The organism is Paenibacillus sp. ov031, assembly GCF_900143165.1.
GTDB lineage: Bacteria > Bacillota > Bacilli > Paenibacillales > Paenibacillaceae > Paenibacillus > Paenibacillus marchantiae.
In genome coordinates, this window is sequence record NZ_FRDO01000001.1 from 489,588 (window position 1) to 509,321 (window position 19,734).

Here is a 19,734-nt window from a genome sequence, read left to right on the forward strand (position 1 = left end):
CATCATTAAGGAGAACCAAGCAAAAATGTACGATTAGTCATACGATTTTCCAATGAATAAGAATACAAAAGAAAGGATGTGGTTCGTTTGTTTGCTGTAGAATTATTCTTCAACAAAGAATTCGATGAGTACGTCAGAAAAGTATGGATGCACTTTGACAAAAAGGGAATCAGTTATTTTATGAATAGATTCGAGAACTTAAGTCCTCATATAACACTTGCCGTATATACGGATATTTCCGATTTGAAAGGATTTAAAGAACAACTGGAAATCTATTTTGATAATGTTTCTCCTCTTCGTTTACGATTTGATATCGTAGCTACCTTTCCAACCTCGGGAACGATATTTTTAGCCCCAACCATGACGGACGAACTTCAACGTGTACACAAGGATTATTATAATAAGTTAGACAAATATAATAATCAAGCGAGTATATATTATAGTCCAAATCAATGGAATCCACATTGTACCCTGGGAACACAATTAAGTAGAGAAGCGATAGCTAAGGGAATTCATGATGTAGTAAAGGAATTTGAACCTATGGATGGGATCATAGAAAGAATGAGTTTAGTGAAGATTGAGCTGTCAGAAGTAGGGAACAGGAATATAACCATATTTGAACAATCTTTTGAAAGTTAATTCAAAGAGGTCAGTTACTGCGTATAATATTATATTCACGCTGCGGGTATTCGCCCTGGTTCCGAAAGGAGTCGGAGCATACGCTGGGTAGTAAAACACAAGGGAATGGACGTCGCGAATATATCAACTTTATGTGAAATCATAGTGTGATATTTAATGAAAGCATCTAAAGGAGGCTTGTATGAAGACAATTATCTATATGGTTAGGCATGGAGAATCACCATACAACGAAGGAAATGAAAGAACAAGAGGGCTTACCCCAAAAGGAAAGATCGATATTGAAAAAGTAACGAAGTTACTTATAGGTGAAGGAATAGACATGATTATATCAAGTCCTTACACTCGAGCAATTCTGAGTGTTGAAGGATTGGCCAAGCACTTAAAGTTAGAAATTAAAGCATTCGAAGATCTTAGAGAACGACATTTTGCATCTTATAATATTGAAAATGCAGAGTTAATGTCTAGTATCAGAGAGAGTTTTAATGATTTTGATTATACCTTGCCGGGTGGAGAGTCCAATGCTGATTGTCAGAAAAGAGCACTCTCAGTTCTAAAACCCTTACTAAAAGAGAACAGAGGGAAGAAAATAGCAATCGGGACTCATGGTCTTGTGATGACTTTGATGATGAATCATTTTGATTCAGCTTTTGGTTTGGAGTTTTTGAATCAATTAAAGAAACCAGATATTTATAAAATGCAATTCGAGGACTTAGAATTAAAGAAAGTAACAAGAATGTGGAATGATTAAATTTCCTAAGGTATAGAAAGAAAACTGTGATCTTACTTGAAAGAGTATTCACGCTGCCTTGGTCTTGCTGGAAGCAATTCGGTGAAGTGTGAGCAGGAAGACAACACTGAGAGGCAAACTGAGCAAGCGCAGCCGGATTTTTTGGTTCTTAGACTTCTCGGCGTCGTGAGTACAGGAACGTTAGATGAAAGCATCCAAATAAAATAAAAACATCTAAGAAGAGTAAAAAGAAAAAATGATAAAATCTATTAGTATTGATGCATGGAATGGGACCACATTTAAGGAAGAAGTCATTGTGAATCCTACATGGATGGACACTTTAAGTTTTTTAAGAAAACTCGATGGAGATAAATTTACATTAGTATTTTTTGAGGTATCAGACACCGATTCAGCATTAGTTGGGGGCGGACCTGAATATTTCATTGTGTCTATTACAATTGATGATACTATATATACTCTTATGAACGATAAACAGGATAACTGTGAAATTCCCCTGGTTGTTGGTGGTCAGTTAGGCAATTATTGTGATAACATTTGTATAGAATTAATTCCCATGCTTGAAGTAATACGGTATTTTTATGAAACCGGAAAACTACTCGAATTACATAAATGGAAACAAGAATAAAATTACTCTGAATGTAACTCGAAGAAATGAGTGACATCATCTAATGGGCAGCAGGGTTCGTGGTCCGGAAGAGCAGATTCACCGGACACTTTCAACCTGCTAATTGGCAAAGCCACCTGTCACTAATTGCCTAAAGCCACTTAAACATTGCGACTTAAAAAAACTGCGAACGCTTACATAAAGGCTATGAAATTATGCGTTACTGCAGGGAATGATGATGCTCCTAATAGCCTTGTTTTTAAAAGTAGGTTGAGGTCTCAATTTTAGAAAAGGATGGTGTTTCTTGTGTCGAACAACAGACAACTTACAAGATCTCAGAACGCAGCGATTGAATATATAAGTAATGACGCAAGATCCCAAAAAAGAGAAGCTCAAGCATCACTCAAAGAAATTTTTCATTTTTCGAATATTCCTTGGAATACCTATGAAGAAGCAGTTCATAAGATTAAATCCCATGCAAGGGTGGCTTTGCATTTTCATCCGGATCGTCCGGTTTTAGATATGAAAAGTGTTGCTCAATCTTTATTAGAGCAGGGAATCTATAAAAGTCAGTTCGAGACATTCATATCCAATGGGAGCGTATCTGCATACGTAGGTGGTGCAAGAGATCTTTGGGAGGAAAAACTATTTGGTGGAGCATATCAGTTAGAAGGTGCAACCAACTTTGAACGGCCAAAGTATGGTGCTCTTCATTTGTTGTTACATCCGGATGGACCGTCTCCACGATTCGGCTCTTGTTATTTTCTTTTAAAACCGAATGCTTCATATCGCTGTACGTTCACTTACGGTGGCTCTCAAGATGCTCCAAAGGAAAAGGGGACATATGAGGAATTAGACGATATTTTATCTGCGCTTTTTACGGATGCTTTCTTTCGGGATTATGCTATTGGAGAAAAAGATCTTACTCCTAAAAAATTGATAGATCAGCTATTGTACAATCTGGAACGTCCGTTAGAGGATCCGTCAAAACTGGCCCCACATCGGAATCTTAACCATTTTATCGAAACTCAAATTCATGGAGATATATATCTTGAAGATGATGTGGAAATTTTAGTGGCTGACCCATCGTTCAAAGGAACGGAAATAGGGAATTATTTAGAGCAAATCTGCATCAAATATTCCATTGAACTATTTTGGCATATGGGATTTGCGATGCGTGTAGAGGAAGTGCCCTCTGATTTTAGGGGTCCAACCATGCCATCATTAGCGAAGCGAATTGCAAGGAATGGTCACATCGACGCAAGTGTGATCGGGAATGCTGTCAACGATTTGAAACGCAATCCTGATCTTTGGTCTGACAGAGGTAATTACGAAGAAGTGCTTCAGGAATTAAAATACATGTGGCATATACTCGTTCGATATGGTAAATCGATTGCTGACCAGAGTAATTAATTTTTACTGGAAATACTGGTTGAATCAGTGAAGGCGGGGTTCGGAAGTACATTTTTAGTGGAGATCATAAGAATCATAGACACTTTAAATATAACTCGTGCAAAGGAAGATGAGAAAATGGATAAAGGGAAAATTATATTTCTGAATGGGGTAACCAGTTCTGGTAAAACTTCAATCGTAGAAGCGATGCAAAATTACGATGAACCCTTTTTTTATGTTGTGGCCAATGATCTTTTTGAAAATACGATTGGTGATAAACATTTGCAAACAGACTACTGGAAGTATTTAAGTGAAGCCATCATTCTAATGTATCATACAGCAAAATTATTTTCCGATCATGGAAAGAATGTTTTAATCGATGGGGTACTTGTTGAAAGACCGGAATTAAAGCCACATTATGATAAAGTCCAAGATATATTTGATGGATATCCTTTGGATATCGTTGAGGTGTACTGCCCGTTAGATCTTTGTCGTAAGCGAAATATAGAACGTGGTGACAGAAGAGAGGATCAATCCGATGAGCAAAATAAAATAATGTCGCAACACATTCGCTATAGCTTTTCAGTCGATACGAGTTTGAATACGCCGGAAGAATGTGCAGAAATGATTATCACATCACTATTCAAGAAATAATGATTTGAAATATCAGTTTAAGGAATCAGAATCAGGTAAACAGACTTCAAACTTTCATTAAGGGGAGGAAGAAGTATAGGTTCAAGAATAATGCATCTGATTGTGGCGAATAGAATTGCAGATTCCTTATCTATTGTAGATAAAACGCCTTTTTTACTTGGAAATATTGCACCGGACGCAGTTATAACAAAAGATTCATCACATTTTTTTGCTGGTGAAATTCAGGATTATTCAAGGAACGTAGACTATAAAGGATTCTTACATAAGTATCGATCACAGGTAGAAGACCTTTATGTTTTGGGTTATTTCACACATTTAATTGCGGATGATATATGGTTAAAAGGTTTTAATTTACCTTGGTTAAGGAACAGAATGGAAGCTAATGAGGAACTATATAATCAGTATCATAACGACTTTAGATTATTGAATGGGAAGTTGCTTGAACATTATGGATATAAAGAGGAATTAAGAAACAGGCTTAATCACATTCCAACAATACCGGATTTAGAGGAAGTTAAATCTACAGATGTCAAAAAGTTTGTGCCATATATATTTGACGATTTGGATTATGACAAAGAAATTTTGATAGAAGCCCTTAATGTTTTTACTTTTGAGCAGATCATTGGTTACTTAGAGACATCAGTCGATATGGGAATATTGAATATGAAGTATATAAAAGTAAAGTACAATTTGTAAATAATTCTATGAAGTCGCATGGTAGCTGCACGGTCTAAAGATATGAGAGCAAGTCAATCCGCAATGTCATGTGGCTCTAACGGACAGATTAATGGTAAATGAAGGAGTGAACTATAATTCGCCGAATACTATTTAGGTATAAATAAGAAAAGGAGGATTATATTATGTGGTTTTGTTGTGTGTATAAAAAACCGATAAGAATCCGTAATCACCCTCAATATTAAAAATTGAGGAAGAATAAAATGAGAATAAATAACAATTATTTAAAAGAACAATTAAAGCATGTGTATTGGTTAAATGGTGGTTGTTGCGCGGGAAAGACAACGATGACAAAGAAATTTGTTGCAGAGTTAGGATTTCAAACATTGAGCGATAATGTCTTGAAGTATAGACCATTCACTAATCCGACTGAATATCCTGCTCTTCAATATCCCCATCCTGGTTTAAACTGGGAAGAGTGGTTTAATAGGCCTACTGATGTGTCTTTTCCATGGCTTTGTGAAATTGTTGTAGAAATGATGGAATTTTTCGTTATTGATTTATTAAAGATGCCAACGGATAAACCAATCATTATCGATTTAGGAATAATGCCTGAACACATTTTACCCTTTATTCCTAAAGAAAAAATGATGTGTCTTTATACATCTGATGATGAAATAGAAAAGCTATATTACTTTAGAGAAGACCATAGTATGATTTTGGATGTTATTAACCTTACATCAGATCCAGCGGAAACGATTAAACATGGCAACAAAACAATGGTGAAATTCTCCAATGAAATTAGAAATGCCTGCGTTAATAACAATATCAAAACACTTGAAAGAACACCTGACTTGGGTATAGAAGAACAATTCAGATTAGTTTGTGAGCATTTTGAATTATGATATGAGCATCCTTTGTTAATTTTATATGTAATACGGGTCAGGCTACCGATATAAGGTAGCCTGTTTAAATAACGGGACATGATAGTTTGGTCATAGTGAATTATATAAATCATGCACCTCCTGACGTCCTGTCTGTAGTCAAGGATATGAGCCGAAATCAGATAACAATATGTTTACGCAGCGGCTCCCTTACGGAACCTTGGTCTGCGGAATGAATTTGAGGGAAGTTGGCTCAGTGAAACATTCGACTTCGTCGAACAACGTTAATACAGGAGCTTTATGTGAAATGCCGGATATATATACAAGGAGCGAAAAATGAAAAAATGTATAGTGTTTATATTATTCATTTCAACCTTATTAATGGGGTGTAACAAGAACGAGCTAATATATAACGCCCCAACCAATGAACAAATCACTGATTATGTAAATAGTCATCGTTTAGATTTACAAGATAGTATATGGATTAAGGACTCAGCAATCATTTTACTCGAAAATTCATTAATTACCCTTTATACAGATCAACATGGGAAGGTATATGACCAAAAACTATCGTGGGGAATAAATTATTCAGATCCTGTGACTGTAGGAAACGGAAATCCATATATAGCAGTCATAATTAATAACAAGATGTTAAGTTCTGGAGCTGCTTGTATTTTTATTACTTATACTGATGGTAAGTCCTATTCAAGAGGGATTACGGAAAAGAAGGGTTATCTGATTCCTAATACTCAAATTAATGAAGTAGAAAACTTAGTAATATTCGACAATGAGGGTAAAGAACTTTACAAGAAGTAAACGGAGTAGCCCCCTTCAGTTACGAATTGATCTTTACCACCGAACTTGGAGAGCAAGAAATATAGTTTATGTAACGTGTATAAGGCGCATTAGTGTTTTATTCTTCACTGGAAAATTTATATTTTATGGGGGATTGAAATGGAGATTGTTTTTAGGGATAGCAACCTATGACCACTATTTTGATGAAGCATTTTTTGCTACTAAACCAGGGTTTGAAGAATTGGAAAAAGATATATTAGAATATACCACTACTACTTTCAGTAATGAAAATGGCCTTGGGATTGTGGTGAATGACAAAGATACTCACACTCTAGATTTATTACGCAGTAAGAAGTTTGTGGAGAATGATCTGACTGAAAACATACTTGAACTTACACTACAGAATGTTAGCCTTGATTATGTAAATCCTAAAGGCGTAATTTTAAAGAATATGGATGTTAATAATGATTTGTTTAAGTATCAGAAATTATTATGGAAAGGTTTTAATCACGAAGGTCCTGTGCCTGAAGATGAAATTACCATTGATAAGAAAAAAATAATGTTGTCAGCAAGAAATATGAATTCATTCCTACATATTGTTGCTGAAAATGAAGACGGGGCATACGTTGCTTATTGTGGCTTATGGTACAGTCAAAAAACGGATTATGTTTATGTTGAACCTGTATGTACAATTCCGGAGTATCGGCAGAAGGGGCTTGGAAAAGCAGTGGTATTAGAAGCCTTGAAAAGAGGTCGGTCCTTAGGTGCTGAAAAAGCATATGTTATTTCGGATAGTTCTTTTTATAAATCATTAGGCTTTCAACAGCATTCTCATTATACTTTCTATTGGCATAACATTTGAAATTTACTCAAGCCTCTCGGGTTCGTAAATGTAGGAAACGCTATTTAAAAGGGGAAGAATTGTGAGAAAGGATGAATGCATGAATATTCAGGACCTCCCAATTGAAATAACAGAACTAATCGGAAAAGTTCAGGGGGCTGCAAGATCAATTACGAAGAGGCATTAAGTAAACGAATGGAGCTGCGAACAAAATTATATTGAGGGGGTTATCATGGTGAATAAACATAGTGTTTATGAAACAAACAGCTCCTATTGGGATACGAAAGGAAATGACTTTTTAAGAGCAATCGTGCTTCCTTTTTATGGAGCATTTGTAACAGAGGAAAAATGCCAACTTTTTGGCGATGTCTCAGGAAAAAAGATGTTAGAGATCGGCTGTGGAGATGGTCAATCTTTGCAATATCAGGGAGAGCGTAAAGCAGCTGAGCTATGGGGGATGGATATATCAGAAAAGCAAATTGAAAAGGCGAAGCAACATCTGACAACGTGTGGTCTTTCAGCAAAATTGATTTGTTCTCCTATGGAAGAAGGATCTAACATCCCTGTGGATTATTTTGATTTTGTTTATTCGATTTACGCCATAGGCTGGACAACCGATCTTGAAGGAACTTTTCGTCGGATCGCTTCTTATTTGAAAAAGGACGGCATATTTATTTTCAGTTGGTCTCATCCAATTCACAAATGTGTTGTTGAAGAGAATAATAGATTGGTTTTTAACAAGTCTTATTTTGATGAATCTTGGTATTCGGTCGCTCCTGATTTTGTTCAAGGCGAGCTAACTTTGTCTGATCGTAAACTATCAACCTATATAAATGCGTTAGCGAGAGCAGGGTTTGGTATTGAACAAATGATTGAAGAAACCGATCAGGAAATAATCCAATTGCATGATGAAAATAATGATCTCGTAAAAAGAGCGAAGATGTTTCCTGTAACCTTCGTTATCAAAGCAAGAAAACTTTGAAATTACTGAATAGATCCAAAAAAATATTATCTATGGGGGTTATTCATGGTAACGTTAAAATTACATACAGAGAAACCGATTCTACAATCTGAACTAATGGGTCTTTATCAAGATGCTGGTTGGTGGCCTAACCGAGATGAGAATGGAATATTACAGCTACTTGTTAGTGGTGTTGCAGTAGGAGCTTGGAAAGATGATATATTAGTTGGTTTCTGTAGGTCTATTTCAGACGGAATATATCGGGCTTATGTAGAAGATGTTGTTGTATTAAGTATGTACAGAAATAAAGGAATAGGAGAACTAATGGTCAAAAGACTTTTAGATGAGTTAAAAGATATTGACGTTATTAGTTTGTTTTGTACAGAGGATTTGGGTGGTTTTTACGAATTGTCAGGTTTTAAACGGACAAAGCAAATTGTAATGCATTATAAGAATCAAGGAATTTAAGGTCGGCTCACGTGGTGTATACGGGAACGTTATGTGAAAGAAATGTAAAATCATAAAAAAGGAGCATTATTGAATATGAGAACGTTGTAAGAATTGTTTGAAATTGAGTAAGAAACTTTAAAACCGAAGGAGATGGTCACTATACTCCTAGTATATTGGCGGTATTTTCTTTATGTTATGGATCATAAATTAAACGTTCTAATCGAATGTTGGCAAGAAGGATTATATCTTCAAGGGGTAATCCATGACATGTCTAAATTCTCTCCTAACGAATTTTTTCCTTATGCACGTAAATTCTATTCAAATCAGAAGGACGAGGATACCGAGCTGAGATGGAAGAATGCGTGGCTGCACCATCAAAATCATAATAAACACCACTGGGAATATTGGATAGTAAATAAAAATACTAGAGAAGCCTTACCAATGCCAAAGAAATATTTGATAGAAATGGTATGTGACTGGCGGGCTTTCTCAAGAAAATGGGGGCGTAAAGTTAAAGAAACTAATTTACCAGAAAGAATGATGACATCTGAAAGTATAATATTACACCCAAAGACGAGGGAAGAACTTGAAAATTTCATGAAGAAAAAACAACAACAATAACACAGTGAAGAAGGTGCACCTTTCATTGCTTAACCTAAAAATATCAAATAATAAAGCATTCATTGAACTGAATGATTATGTCTTACAGGTAAAGAATAAAATATCTGCTACCGCTGCTGCGACATATATTATTCATAATGATCGTATCGTGAATGAATGGTACTCAGGAGTACATGACAATTCTAAACCTAGTCGATTAGTTGATGAGGAATCACAATTTAATGTTGCTTCAGTTCGAAAAACATTTTTAGGATTTGCTATTAGTCTTGCTTTACATGAAGGTAAGGTCAGAAGTATAGATGATCTTGTGGTGGACTACTTGAATGAGTTAGATAGGGAAGCACTAAGGCATATAACAATACGACATTTGTTAACCCATACTCATGGTTTAAGTGATCTGCATAATAGATTGTTTCTTCAGGGAACTGACTGGAAGTACAATAATATTGGTGTTAATCTGCTAATTGAGATTATTCGGAAATTATATAAAATCCCTTTATCACAATTACTCGCAGAGCGTTTATTCTCACCTATGGGCTTTAGCCAAACAGGATGGAGAAAGGGAAATAATGAAAAATTAGTATGGCTTAATGAGCAATATAAGGATGATCAAGGTAACCTGGCCAACTTATTTATGAGCACAAAGGAACTAGCATATTGGGGTTATATGCATTTGAATAAGGGAGCTATAAACGGGAATCAGATACTTCCTAAAGAAATATTTGAGCAGACAACCACTATAATTAGTCCTCCTGATCTGGAACAACAATTGCCGAGAAACGGTTTTTTTTGGTTTGTGCAAGATGAACCGCGGTCTTTTACAGAATTAGGTGATAAACTTCCACACGGTTCTTTCCAGTCTCTGGGCGCCACTGGATGTGCCTGTCTTGTCATTCCTAAGTGTAAAACTGTTGCAGTAAGAATGTATAATCAGACTGGACAAAATCCGTTAGGGTATGACTATCTTAAGGATATCAAAACATTTGGGGATTTGGTCTGTAAGTACATAGAAGATATATAAACCGTGAACTTGGCTTAAATGATAATGATAAATTTTTACTGGATAAGAATATATGTTCTGATATAATTGAACTAAGAATAGTAAATCTCTTCCTCTAAATTTGGTTACAAATAAAAACAGTGAGGTGAGTGAGATGGAACAAAGAAATGCGCCAGAGGTAAGAATTGAACTATGGGACGAAGGAGATTTAGATTTGCTTCGCCAATTAAATTCGCCTGAGATGACAGTACACTTCGGAGGACCAGAGACTGAGGAGAAAATCCTAGCTCGTCATAAGCGCTATTATGAAATCGCACAAAATGGAACAGGGAAAATGTTTAAGATCCTCTTGCTTCCGCATCTTGAAGTCGTGGGTAGTGTAGGGTATTGGGATCAGACCTGGAAAGAAGAATCTATTTACGAGATAGGCTGGAGTGTTTTATCGGAATATCAAGGTAGAGGAATAGCGACAGAAGCAACAGCGAAGGCCATAGCTTCTATCCGTTCTGAAAAGAAGAAACATAAATTCATTCACGCTTTTCCTAAAACCAAGAATCCCGCTTCAAATGCCATTTGTCACAAGCTGGGCTTTTCGTATATTGGCGAGTGTGATTTTGAATACCCTATTGGGACTACCATACGATGTAATGACTGGAGATTGGCAGTCGAGGAAAATTAAGATCAAGAGCATGGAGGGGGATTTTAAATCAGCTGCATGGCTTTCTCCATATTTCAGGGCAGATGAGAGACCATCTGCTTTTTTTTGCTTGATTTACTTCATATATGTAATAATATGGTTAGTACTTAGTGCATATAATTTGCTGATTAAAGGACATGATGGATGCCTAGTTTCTATGGATTATATTTATTTGAATCCTAGAGATGCTGAGTGAACTACTTAAACCATTAAGGAGAACTAAATGTCGCAGTTTCCCAAGTTAGAAACAAAAAGGCTTGTATTAAGAGAACTAACACAGAATGATTCCAGAGATATATTTCAATCTTTTTCATTGGATGAAGTTACGAAGTTTTATGATGTGGAGAGTTTTACAACCATTAAACAAGCAGAAGAATTAATTCAAAGTTGGAATGAAAGATTTGAATCAGGTCAAGCTATTCGTTGGGGAATCACTTTGAAGTCGGAAAACAAAGTAATTGGAACATGTGGCTTTCATGGATGGATGAAAAATCATTATAAAGCTGTCATTGGATATGAACTAACACCAGAATATTGGCATCAAGGTTATATGACTGAGGTGGTTGAAAAGGTAATTGAATATGGCTTCAATAAGCTTGGCTTAAACCGAATTGAAGCATTTGTAGAACCAGAGAATGTGGGATCAAGAAAGGTTCTTGAGAAAATCGGCTTCAAAGAAGAAGGCATATTGAAGGGGAATTATTATTGGAAGAATCGATTTGTTGATAATGCCATTTATGCATTTCTTAAGCAAGATTTTAAAGTTCATTAATTAATATCGAAAGAAGGATAACCAGATGATTACAATTAGATTTGTTTCAAATGAGGATATCCCACACATTCAATCCATAGCTCATGAAACATGGAATTATACTTATAAAGGCATATACTCTGAAGCTTACATTCAAAACTTTCTAAGTAGAGCATATTCAATTGAGAATTTAAGTCGAACAGTCGAGAGAGAGCTTCAAAGTGCCAAACGGAGTTTTTTAATAGCTGAATATAATGGCGAAGTCGTTGGATATGCTCAAACAAGACAAGTGAATGAAGAAGAATACGAATTGCTAAGAATCTATATACGACCTGAATATCACAAAATGGGAATAGGTAAAGAGTTCATTAAGAGATTCATTCAAGTTTTAAACCCAATAAATAAACTGTTTGCCTGGGTAGGAAAAGAGAATCATAGAGGAAGGGCATTTTATGAGAAAAGTGGATTTAAAGAAATAGAAGAAATGATTGAAACCATAGAAGGGCACAGTAAAACGCAAGTTAAATATGAATTGGAAATCTCCAAGGGAAAGGTGGTTTCATAGATGTTTTTTCTTCAAATGTCGGGATTTCCTGGTTCTGGTAAGTCAACTCTTTCAAGACGGATAGCTAAAATAACAGGTGCCATAATTATTGATCATGATATCTCAAAGTCTTCCATATTAAAATCCATTGGGGATAGTAATTTAGAATTAAAAGTTTTAGGTATGACTTCATATAATATTGATTGGGCCCTGATAGAGTTTTATCTCTCCCAAGGCTATGACGTAATATTCGATAGTCCATGCTTTTATTCTGAGATGATTGAAAGAGGTTCGTCATTAAGTAAGAAGTATAATGCTAATTATAAGTACGTTGAATGTTACCTGAATGACTATCAGGAAATAAGTAAAAGATTACAACATCGAGAACGGATGATAAGTCAGATTTCGGGCACATCTGAAGAAGAGTTTAGAAAAAATATTAATGAAAGTAAGAGACCTAATGATATTCAATGTTTGCTTGTTGATTCGTCACAACCTATAGAGATGTATTTAAATAATGTTTTAAATTATATTGATGAAGAATAAGTGATGTGTCGTGAAATCGAAGATCTAATGAGAAAAAATGCAAACGCTTTAAAACATTTTCCGAAAGTCATGATTCTAAGAATAAAGAAAGAAGGCTGAATTTGGTGGTGCATGACATCTTATTACATAAATTTAAATATAGTACACTGACTGAGCTTACCGGAGGTTACACCAACAGCAGTATTTTACTTGAGGGATCAGATCCTCTGGTCGTAGCAAAGATTTTCAATGGTCTTAATCGTGATGCGATAACAGAAATTAACTGTTTAACCCTATTGAATAATTCAGGTGTGTCGCCAAAGATTCATGACTATTTTGAAGACAACGGTTCACAGTACATTATTATGGACTATGTGCACGGAATTAACAGCCAGAGATTTCTTGATGATGGAGACATTCATAGAGCTAAGGAAATCTACGAGTTGCTTGGAAATCATCTTGCAAAAGATATTCACTCATTAAAATGGAGAGATGGTGACCCTGACCTGCCAATCATAGAACTGATAAATATTGATATTGATGATCTTAACTATGTACCGAATAATCAAAAGGGAAAAGTAAAACAGATACTTAATGTATCAGTTATAGGGGAGAAAACCTTAATCCATGGAGATTATGGACCGCATAATGCAATTTTATCTAATAAATTAATATCTATTATTGATTGGGAGTGGGCAGGCTGGGGGAATCCACTGCAAGATGTCGCATGGGTAATATGGTTTGTACATTTACATTATCCAAACTTCTCTCGGGAGTTGTCTGAGATTTTTATTAATGCGTATAGTAAATTTTCAGATCTTAAGATTACCAATGAATTAGTGAAGGTATACTCAGTTTCAAGAGTAATTAATGTTTTAGATCGGATAAAGTACACAAATGAAGAAGTGAAAAATGAATGGCTACGAAGATTGGAATGGACATTGGAAACCAATTTTGTAGGATGATTTGTGGATGAGGCACCCCTTACATAACATTTTAAAACTAATCCCCCCTGAGAGGACTAGATATATCTATGAATCCACCTAAGCATATCGTTTCAGCGGCAGCGATTGTAATGAATGAGAACAATGAAATTTTACTAGTCCGGGGACCTAGAAGAGGATGGGAAATGCCTGGAGGGCAAGTGGAAGAAGGAGAATCCTTACAGGATGCCGCAGTCAGGGAGACAAAAGAAGAATCAGGGATTGATATAGAGATTATTCGATTTTGTGGAATATTCCAGAATGTGAAGGGTTCAATCGTGAATACATTATTTTTAGCAAGACCGATTGGGGGAGAACCCATAGTAACTAGTGAAAGCCTAGAAACAGGCAGGATATTTTCCAATAGAAGAAGCATTAAATAAGTTGACTTGGAAGAACTTTAAACAACGAATTGAATATTGTTTAAGGCCAGATTTACAACCATTTTATATTGATTTCTAAAGGGATTTAATTAATTCATGCTGGGGGCGGCTAGAATTTTAGTTTATGGGATCGCCCGGAGAAAAAATGTGAGGTACTTGGTTCAGTCGCTTTATACTCTGCGATCATAAGTCACGACCGTGTGCTCTCACCTAACTTCTCGGATTCCTTATACAGAATTCTTCAATATATAATTACATAAAGAATAATGGAGAGCTAATGGATAATTATTATGAACAACTAATTGCGGGGATCCCTTGTATATGGATTAAGCCCAACTGTCAATCTAAAGGGATACTCATTTTATATCATGGATGGGTTTCAAACATTAAGGATTACATTTTCTTTGGTTCATTGATTTCTGGTTGGGGATACACGGTTATCATACCTGAAATTCCATATCACGGTACCAGAGGGGAGCTTAACTATTTTGATCCTAAAGAAATACAAAAACATTTTTGGAAGGTCGTTATTCAGACGGTTGAAGAGGCTGGAGATCTTATTTCTGAATTAACCTTACATGACAAGATAGTGGGAGTGGTCGGTAATTCTACTGGCGGTTTTGCAGCTGCAGGTGTTTATGCAAATAACATAAGTATCAAATCTGCAATAATAATGAATGGTTCATGCGCTTGGGAAAGATTTGAAGAACTTATTTGTGAAAGAGATAGAAGAACACCTTGGACTTCAATAGATAAGGATACAATCTTAAAGCTAGATCCGGCTAAATTAAGGAATATGAAGAATAAAGAGATGCTTATTTTACATGGAACAGAAGATACAACTATTCCAATTGATAGTCAGAAGTATTTTATGAAAGTCATTGAACAGAACAATAAACTAAATAATTCAGTGCAATTTTTTGAGTACTCCAAAGTAAATCATCAAATTACTTTAGGCATGTTAGAAGAATCTAAGAGATGGTTAGATGAGCGGACACATAATTAAATCCTGAAGATAGTAGTAGCTACTTATAACAAATAGTCCCATATCAGGGCATTTGCACATCCAGGTCTGGCAGGAGTTCGAGGAGTATTAGAAGAACTAATTGGCAGAGGTTGCAATCGATCTGCGTTTGTTGAACTCAAATAAGTTTCTCGGGTTCGTGAGGACAACAACGTTATAGGAAATCAGAGCAAAGATGCAATAAAAAAAACACCTTTTCGGTTGTTTGGTAGATTAGATCATCAAAATTAAACTACAGACTGGAGTGTGCTCATGGAAATTGAAGTAGAAGTAATTCAGAGTATGTTAGTGAAATTTAAGTCTGAAAGAAAATGGACACTTCAGGCCATCTCACAATTATCAGAAGAAGATATCACCTGGTCGTCAAATCAGGAAAGTAATAGTATCGCAAATCTGGTTGCCCATATTAGGGGGTGTGTCCACTCGAGAATTGAAACGATATTTTATGATATTGCTGATTCAAGAGACAGGAATAAGGAGTTTGAACATGGACTAAAAATGACGATAGAAGAAGCCTATAACATGACCAAGGAATCATTCGATATTATCATTCAATATCTTGAACACCTCAGTTCCAACCCAAATTTGTTGTTATCTCAACCTTTCATTAATCGTCCCCCTCTTACATTCAGTCAAGTAAATAATGAAACAACGGTTTTGAATCTAATGATAGCAATGGTAAGAGAAATTCATTATCACACGGGTCAAATCATATATGCAGCCAAAACAAGGAAAGGAGAGCTAGTTTGGCAATACGATTGATATCAACAGAACGCAATAGAAAACGTCTAACCCAAAAAAGGAGATGGCACCTATCTATTCTTATAGATCTCTAATGAATGAAGACTTAAAAAGTATAAGTTCTTTTCCTCAGTCAAAGGAAGAATTGTTTTATATTAGTCCTCGGTTTAAATATCCTTTAACACCAGATCAGATATTAAAGCTTCTTAAGAATCGATACGAACCAACAGTTATTGTTAATGAGGAGTCAGGTCAAGCTGTAGCTTATGCCAATTTATATGACTATAAAGATGATGTATGTTGGTTAGGCAACGTTATTGTATCGAAGGATTTTAGAGGAAAAGGTGCTGCTAATTATTAGTTGGAAACGATGATAATGAAGGCAAAATCGATTTATAAAGTTAAACACTTATTATTATCATGTCATAGCACGAATTCAAGAGGACTAGCATTTTATCACAAGCAAGGATTTGAACCCATCGATATGCGAATAACGAATTTAGATGAACAAAAAATAATAACTATACAAATGAAGTTAAAGATTTAGAATGCATTCAAGAAGAACGAAACCGCATATTATACGTGTATTGTTGGGAACTAACATAGAAGCAAAACACTAAATTAGCTTTAATAACGGAGGATGATATGAAATGGAAATCTCATTATCCAAAGCAGGTCTTAAAGAAGCTTCAATCATTCACGAAATGCAAATAAAAGCATTCATGCCCCTATTAAATAAATATAAAGACTATGAAACAAGCCCAGCAAATCAAACGGTAGAACAAATAGAAGATCGAATAAATCAAAGCTATACAGATTATTACCTAATAAGAGAAGCAAATATTCCTGTGGGGGCCATTAGAATAGTAAAAAAAGAGAATAAAATCTATCGAGTAAGCCCTATATTTATTTTACCCGACTATCAAGGGAGAGGGATTGCACAAAAAGTATTTTCAATAATTGAAGATAGGTATAGCGATGCGAGAATATGGGAGTTGGCTACAATCTCAGAAGAGCAGAGGAATTGTTACCTTTATGAGAAATTAGGATATAGACAGAAGGGGGATACGAAAAAAATTAACGACAAGATGACAATTGTGATTTATGAAAAACGCTTGACTTAGGTTATCAAAAAAAGGTCAAAACATTGAAACTGATGAGCAGTTGAGATTTATTTATTGAGAATCCATTAGATTTTTCTGATGTTGATTGTGCCGGAATTAAGTATTACTTGAATCATCAAGGATTTTGAGAGGAGCTGGGATTGATGGATTTTATATATGGAGAATATCTTATCAGTGATAACAAAGAACTTATGGACATTCATGCGGTAAAGGGTTTCTTATCTAGAAGCTATTGGGCCAATAAGAGATCCGATGAAAAAATTGAAAAGTCCATCCATTCTTCAATATGTTTTGGAATTTATAAAGAAGAAGTTCAAGTTGGTTTTGCAAGGGTTGTCACAGACGATGCGACAATGTATTGGCTTTGTGATGTATTTATTCATGAGGAATTTAGGGGCCAAGGACTTGGTAAGAAACTAATTGAAGTGATTACACAATCGGATCGCTTTAAAGATTTAATGGGGTTACTCGGAACATTAGATGCACATGAATTATATGAACAATATCAATTTAATAGAAATAGTGAACGCTTCATGATAAGACTTCCTGATTATTTGAGGATGTGATGACTATGAAGAAAGCTATTTATTTTCTTTCTTTGATCATTGGAATCGTTTTTATAGCCCTTGGGGTCCTACCAGCTATTTTTGACCATCCATACAATGATGAACCAAACTCCGGGCCGGCAAGTTTTTGGGAACTGATTCTAATCATTAGTTACGAACAATGGATATTGTTTCTGATTGTTGGTCTGATATTAAGTCTGTTCCCTGCGTTAAAGCTACGGAAGACATGAAGGGAGATTTTATCAATGTACAAACTTAAAACAAAAGAAACAGACAACAGCGTCATTGAATTTATTGAAAGTGTTGATAGTCCCAAAAAACGTGAAGACGCGTATCAGCTATTAGATATTTTCTCTGAAACAACAGGGTATAAAGCAAAGATGTGGGGACCGAGTATTATTGGATTCGGCGCCTATCATTATAAATATGAATCTGGTCATGAAGGTGATGCACCAATGGTGGGCTTTTCTCCTCGAAAAGCAAAAATCAGTTTGTATTTTGCGACAGGTGATGCCGAGCGAGAGAATCTATTAAAAGACTTTGGAAAACATACGACAGGAAAAGCATGTGTATACGTCAATAAAGTTGCAGATATCAATCTAGATGTATTACAAGCATTGATCAACCAATCCATTAGGTTTTTGAAAGAAACCTATCAGGATCATTAATTTCTGTACACTGTTATTATTGGAGGTCACGTGATGAAAGAAGAGAACATTCACATACGATGGGCGAACGAAAATGATGCAGAGGACCTTCTTAAGCTCAATGATGCTTTTAATGGCGTTGGTACAAACATGGAGGAAGTAAAAGAGAGCCTTGCTTTATCTAATGAGTTGATTGCTCTAGCTGTAATTGACGGCCAGGCAGTTGGGTTCGCTTGTGCTCAATATTTTAAATCCTTTTGTTATCGTGGACTCCAGGGAGAGATCACAGAAATGTATATTGCCGAAGTTGCCCGGAGAAGAGGATTGGCTACGTTGTTAATTGCTATTATAGAGGAGGAGCTCAAAGCACGAGGTGTTACCAGTGTAAAGATCCTGACAGGCCCAAGAAATGAAATGGCTATAAAGACATACGAAAAATCAAACTATGCGAGAACGGAAGAAGTATTGCTACAAAAGAAACTATAAGGAGCATAATCCAATGTCTGAATATTATTGGGATAATAAAATTGAATACCTAAGAAATACGAGATGGCTTTATTACAATGACGACTACCTGCAATTTTTAGTGCATTTTGTTTGGAAGATAGATAAACCTGTAAGCGTTATCGATTATGGGTGTGGGTTTGGTTATTTGGGTCTTAAACTGCTGCCTTTGTTACCAAAAGGGTCAACCTACACTGGAGTAGATAAGGGTGAAACATTAATCAATGAAGCTAAGACGATCTTCTCCCAACTTCCCTATGAAACAGAGTTTATTACTTGGGATATAGAAGACGTTGTATTGAAGAGGAAGTATGACATTGCATTGAGTCATGCTTTTTTATTACATATGGATGACTCTGTGAAAATACTCCAAAAGATGATTGAAAGTGTACTGGAGGGTGGAAGAATCATCTGTTTTGAACCTCATTGGATTGGGAGTATGGCGAACTATCATGTGGAGGGCGTTGAACAAAGTGAAATCATTAAACTAGGCGTTTTACAGAGATTATTTGAACAAGATCATATACGTACAGGTAAAGATGGAAATATTGGAATGCGATTACCTATATTAATGAGTCAATTGGGATTAACGAATGTGGAATGTAGAATGAGTGATAAGGTCAACTTTCTAGATCAAAACAGGGACTCTACCCAAAAAAACATTCTCTATCACTCAATTAAAGAAGATGGTATAGGACAGGATCCTGGCGATTCAGTAGAGGTAACCAAACGATTATCAACTCGGGGCTTAACCCAAAATGAAGCAAAGGCGCAGTATGAAGCGGAATTAACATTTTCCAAAGTATTTGTTAATGAATCTTGGTTGACTTATGCAGCCAGCATGAAGATTTCATTTGGAACGGTCCGTAGAGATGGGAGTTAAGAACTGTGGTTCACGGATTGCACTTTATTATTGCTAATCGAATTGCAGAGGACCTTTAGATTAAAGGAGCTTATTACTTTACTCGGAAGCATTGAATC

General features: G+C 35.7%; 27 protein-coding genes and 1 pseudogene. All 28 read left to right on the top strand.

The window, feature by feature from the left end:
- Nucleotides 1-87: 87 nt before the first annotated feature.
- The 28 genes and pseudogenes from BUA17_RS02210 to BUA17_RS02345 all read left to right on the top strand — a co-directional run bounded on the left by BUA17_RS02210 (nucleotide 88) and on the right by BUA17_RS02345 (nucleotide 19,636).
- On the top strand, nucleotides 88-639 hold the full coding sequence (locus BUA17_RS02210) for a 2'-5' RNA ligase family protein (protein ID WP_072732459.1): 552 nt from the start codon (nucleotides 88-90) through the stop codon (nucleotides 637-639).
- A 181-nt stretch (nucleotides 640-820) separates the two neighbouring features.
- Nucleotides 821-1,387 (top strand): histidine phosphatase family protein, encoded by a 567-nt coding sequence (locus BUA17_RS02215; RefSeq protein WP_072732460.1) that lies wholly within the window; start codon nucleotides 821-823, stop codon nucleotides 1,385-1,387.
- A gap of 295 nt (nucleotides 1,388-1,682) precedes the next feature.
- A complete protein-coding gene (locus BUA17_RS02220) occupies nucleotides 1,683-2,012 on the top strand; it encodes a hypothetical protein (RefSeq protein WP_139295601.1) in 330 nt (109 codons plus the stop codon).
- Nucleotides 2,013-2,297: 285 nt separating this feature from the next.
- Entirely contained in the window at nucleotides 2,298-3,404 is a 1,107-nt protein-coding gene (locus tag BUA17_RS02225; RefSeq protein WP_240321295.1) for a DUF3626 domain-containing protein, read from the top strand.
- A 117-nt stretch (nucleotides 3,405-3,521) separates the two neighbouring features.
- Nucleotides 3,522-4,037 carry a phosphotransferase-like protein gene (locus BUA17_RS02230; protein ID WP_072732462.1) on the top strand — a complete coding sequence of 172 codons (516 nt, stop codon included), beginning with the start codon at nucleotides 3,522-3,524 and terminating at the stop codon, nucleotides 4,035-4,037.
- A 75-nt stretch (nucleotides 4,038-4,112) separates the two neighbouring features.
- Nucleotides 4,113-4,733, top strand: coding sequence for a zinc dependent phospholipase C family protein (locus BUA17_RS02235; RefSeq protein ID WP_072732463.1), 621 nt, complete (start codon nucleotides 4,113-4,115; stop codon nucleotides 4,731-4,733).
- Between the two features lie 242 nt (nucleotides 4,734-4,975).
- Nucleotides 4,976-5,617, top strand: a complete 642-nt coding sequence (locus BUA17_RS02240) for a DEAD/DEAH box helicase family protein (RefSeq protein WP_072732464.1) — start codon at nucleotides 4,976-4,978, stop codon at nucleotides 5,615-5,617.
- 315 nt (nucleotides 5,618-5,932) lie between these two features.
- Nucleotides 5,933-6,412 (top strand): hypothetical protein, encoded by a 480-nt coding sequence (locus BUA17_RS02245; RefSeq protein WP_072732465.1) that lies wholly within the window; start codon nucleotides 5,933-5,935, stop codon nucleotides 6,410-6,412.
- A gap of 133 nt (nucleotides 6,413-6,545) precedes the next feature.
- A complete protein-coding gene (locus BUA17_RS02250) occupies nucleotides 6,546-7,253 on the top strand; it encodes a GNAT family N-acetyltransferase (RefSeq protein WP_244552052.1) in 708 nt (235 codons plus the stop codon).
- 211 nt (nucleotides 7,254-7,464) lie between these two features.
- Nucleotides 7,465-8,214: a class I SAM-dependent methyltransferase gene (locus BUA17_RS02255; protein WP_083584550.1), complete on the top strand. Its 750-nt coding sequence runs from the start codon at nucleotides 7,465-7,467 to the stop codon at nucleotides 8,212-8,214.
- 45 nt (nucleotides 8,215-8,259) lie between these two features.
- The gene (locus BUA17_RS02260) at nucleotides 8,260-8,661 is read left to right on the top strand and encodes a GNAT family N-acetyltransferase (protein ID WP_063563262.1); all 402 of its coding nucleotides are present in this window, start codon (nucleotides 8,260-8,262) and stop codon (nucleotides 8,659-8,661) included.
- A gap of 132 nt (nucleotides 8,662-8,793) precedes the next feature.
- Nucleotides 8,794-9,264, top strand: a complete 471-nt coding sequence (locus BUA17_RS02265) for a DUF5662 family protein (protein ID WP_083584551.1) — start codon at nucleotides 8,794-8,796, stop codon at nucleotides 9,262-9,264.
- Nucleotides 9,265-9,289: 25 nt separating this feature from the next.
- Nucleotides 9,290-10,285 (top strand): serine hydrolase domain-containing protein, encoded by a 996-nt coding sequence (locus BUA17_RS02270; protein ID WP_072732467.1) that lies wholly within the window; start codon nucleotides 9,290-9,292, stop codon nucleotides 10,283-10,285.
- Between the two features lie 133 nt (nucleotides 10,286-10,418).
- Nucleotides 10,419-10,943 carry a GNAT family N-acetyltransferase gene (locus BUA17_RS02275; RefSeq protein WP_063563265.1) on the top strand — a complete coding sequence of 175 codons (525 nt, stop codon included), beginning with the start codon at nucleotides 10,419-10,421 and terminating at the stop codon, nucleotides 10,941-10,943.
- A gap of 241 nt (nucleotides 10,944-11,184) precedes the next feature.
- Nucleotides 11,185-11,733, top strand: coding sequence for a GNAT family N-acetyltransferase (locus tag BUA17_RS02280; protein ID WP_063563266.1), 549 nt, complete (start codon nucleotides 11,185-11,187; stop codon nucleotides 11,731-11,733).
- 25 nt (nucleotides 11,734-11,758) lie between these two features.
- Nucleotides 11,759-12,277, top strand: a complete 519-nt coding sequence (locus tag BUA17_RS02285; RefSeq protein WP_063563267.1) for a GNAT family N-acetyltransferase — start codon at nucleotides 11,759-11,761, stop codon at nucleotides 12,275-12,277.
- Nucleotides 12,278-12,802: a P-loop nucleotide/nucleoside kinase family protein gene (locus tag BUA17_RS02290; protein WP_063563268.1), complete on the top strand. Its 525-nt coding sequence runs from the start codon at nucleotides 12,278-12,280 to the stop codon at nucleotides 12,800-12,802. It abuts the gene before it with no gap.
- A gap of 104 nt (nucleotides 12,803-12,906) precedes the next feature.
- Complete coding sequence (locus tag BUA17_RS02295; RefSeq protein ID WP_063563269.1) at nucleotides 12,907-13,746, top strand: aminoglycoside phosphotransferase family protein; 840 nt, start codon at nucleotides 12,907-12,909, stop codon at nucleotides 13,744-13,746.
- Between the two features lie 68 nt (nucleotides 13,747-13,814).
- Nucleotides 13,815-14,226: pseudogene (locus tag BUA17_RS02300) on the top strand (NUDIX hydrolase).
- Nucleotides 14,227-14,424: 198 nt separating this feature from the next.
- Nucleotides 14,425-15,153, top strand: a complete 729-nt coding sequence (locus BUA17_RS02305) for an alpha/beta hydrolase family protein (protein WP_063563270.1) — start codon at nucleotides 14,425-14,427, stop codon at nucleotides 15,151-15,153.
- 270 nt (nucleotides 15,154-15,423) lie between these two features.
- The gene (locus BUA17_RS02310) at nucleotides 15,424-15,933 is read left to right on the top strand and encodes a DinB family protein (RefSeq protein WP_072732468.1); all 510 of its coding nucleotides are present in this window, start codon (nucleotides 15,424-15,426) and stop codon (nucleotides 15,931-15,933) included.
- Between the two features lie 73 nt (nucleotides 15,934-16,006).
- Nucleotides 16,007-16,273 (top strand): GNAT family N-acetyltransferase, encoded by a 267-nt coding sequence (locus tag BUA17_RS31930; protein WP_348537064.1) that lies wholly within the window; start codon nucleotides 16,007-16,009, stop codon nucleotides 16,271-16,273.
- A gap of 289 nt (nucleotides 16,274-16,562) precedes the next feature.
- Nucleotides 16,563-17,036: a GNAT family N-acetyltransferase gene (locus BUA17_RS02320; protein WP_072732469.1), complete on the top strand. Its 474-nt coding sequence runs from the start codon at nucleotides 16,563-16,565 to the stop codon at nucleotides 17,034-17,036.
- Between the two features lie 143 nt (nucleotides 17,037-17,179).
- A complete protein-coding gene (locus tag BUA17_RS02325; RefSeq protein WP_063563274.1) occupies nucleotides 17,180-17,602 on the top strand; it encodes a GNAT family N-acetyltransferase in 423 nt (140 codons plus the stop codon).
- A 5-nt stretch (nucleotides 17,603-17,607) separates the two neighbouring features.
- Entirely contained in the window at nucleotides 17,608-17,832 is a 225-nt protein-coding gene (locus BUA17_RS02330; protein WP_063563275.1) for a hypothetical protein, read from the top strand.
- A gap of 15 nt (nucleotides 17,833-17,847) precedes the next feature.
- Nucleotides 17,848-18,270, top strand: coding sequence for a DUF1801 domain-containing protein (locus BUA17_RS02335; protein ID WP_072732470.1), 423 nt, complete (start codon nucleotides 17,848-17,850; stop codon nucleotides 18,268-18,270).
- A 33-nt stretch (nucleotides 18,271-18,303) separates the two neighbouring features.
- Complete coding sequence (locus BUA17_RS02340) at nucleotides 18,304-18,735, top strand: GNAT family N-acetyltransferase (RefSeq protein WP_063563277.1); 432 nt, start codon at nucleotides 18,304-18,306, stop codon at nucleotides 18,733-18,735.
- A gap of 13 nt (nucleotides 18,736-18,748) precedes the next feature.
- The gene (locus BUA17_RS02345; protein WP_072732471.1) at nucleotides 18,749-19,636 is read left to right on the top strand and encodes a class I SAM-dependent methyltransferase; all 888 of its coding nucleotides are present in this window, start codon (nucleotides 18,749-18,751) and stop codon (nucleotides 19,634-19,636) included.
- Nucleotides 19,637-19,734 lie beyond the last annotated feature (98 nt).

Excerpts from the sequence above, each read along its gene's own strand:
- BUA17_RS02275 (WP_063563265.1), top strand. The coding sequence starts at position 10,419 with ATGGAACAAAGAAATGCGCCAGAGGTAAGAATTGAACTATGGGACGAA.
- BUA17_RS02230 (WP_072732462.1), top strand. The coding sequence starts at position 3,522 with ATGGATAAAGGGAAAATTATATTTCTGAATGGGGTAACCAGTTCTGGT.
- BUA17_RS02285 (WP_063563267.1), top strand. The coding sequence starts at position 11,759 with ATGATTACAATTAGATTTGTTTCAAATGAGGATATCCCACACATTCAA.
- BUA17_RS02245 (WP_072732465.1), top strand. The coding sequence starts at position 5,933 with ATGAAAAAATGTATAGTGTTTATATTATTCATTTCAACCTTATTAATG.
- BUA17_RS02260 (WP_063563262.1), top strand. The coding sequence starts at position 8,260 with ATGGTAACGTTAAAATTACATACAGAGAAACCGATTCTACAATCTGAA.
- BUA17_RS02345 (WP_072732471.1), top strand. The coding sequence starts at position 18,749 with ATGTCTGAATATTATTGGGATAATAAAATTGAATACCTAAGAAATACG.
- BUA17_RS02215 (WP_072732460.1), top strand. The coding sequence starts at position 821 with ATGAAGACAATTATCTATATGGTTAGGCATGGAGAATCACCATACAAC.
- BUA17_RS02340 (WP_063563277.1), top strand. The coding sequence starts at position 18,304 with ATGAAAGAAGAGAACATTCACATACGATGGGCGAACGAAAATGATGCA.
- BUA17_RS02280 (WP_063563266.1), top strand. The coding sequence starts at position 11,185 with ATGTCGCAGTTTCCCAAGTTAGAAACAAAAAGGCTTGTATTAAGAGAA.
- BUA17_RS02325 (WP_063563274.1), top strand. The coding sequence starts at position 17,180 with ATGGATTTTATATATGGAGAATATCTTATCAGTGATAACAAAGAACTT.
- BUA17_RS02240 (WP_072732464.1), top strand. The coding sequence starts at position 4,976 with ATGAGAATAAATAACAATTATTTAAAAGAACAATTAAAGCATGTGTAT.
- BUA17_RS02330 (WP_063563275.1), top strand. The coding sequence starts at position 17,608 with ATGAAGAAAGCTATTTATTTTCTTTCTTTGATCATTGGAATCGTTTTT.
- BUA17_RS02320 (WP_072732469.1), top strand. The coding sequence starts at position 16,563 with ATGGAAATCTCATTATCCAAAGCAGGTCTTAAAGAAGCTTCAATCATT.
- BUA17_RS31930 (WP_348537064.1), top strand. The coding sequence starts at position 16,007 with ATGAATGAAGACTTAAAAAGTATAAGTTCTTTTCCTCAGTCAAAGGAA.
- BUA17_RS02305 (WP_063563270.1), top strand. The coding sequence starts at position 14,425 with ATGGATAATTATTATGAACAACTAATTGCGGGGATCCCTTGTATATGG.
- BUA17_RS02255 (WP_083584550.1), top strand. The coding sequence starts at position 7,465 with ATGGTGAATAAACATAGTGTTTATGAAACAAACAGCTCCTATTGGGAT.
- BUA17_RS02335 (WP_072732470.1), top strand. The coding sequence starts at position 17,848 with ATGTACAAACTTAAAACAAAAGAAACAGACAACAGCGTCATTGAATTT.
- BUA17_RS02265 (WP_083584551.1), top strand. The coding sequence starts at position 8,794 with ATGGTCACTATACTCCTAGTATATTGGCGGTATTTTCTTTATGTTATG.
- BUA17_RS02310 (WP_072732468.1), top strand. The coding sequence starts at position 15,424 with ATGGAAATTGAAGTAGAAGTAATTCAGAGTATGTTAGTGAAATTTAAG.
- BUA17_RS02290 (WP_063563268.1), top strand. The coding sequence starts at position 12,278 with ATGTTTTTTCTTCAAATGTCGGGATTTCCTGGTTCTGGTAAGTCAACT.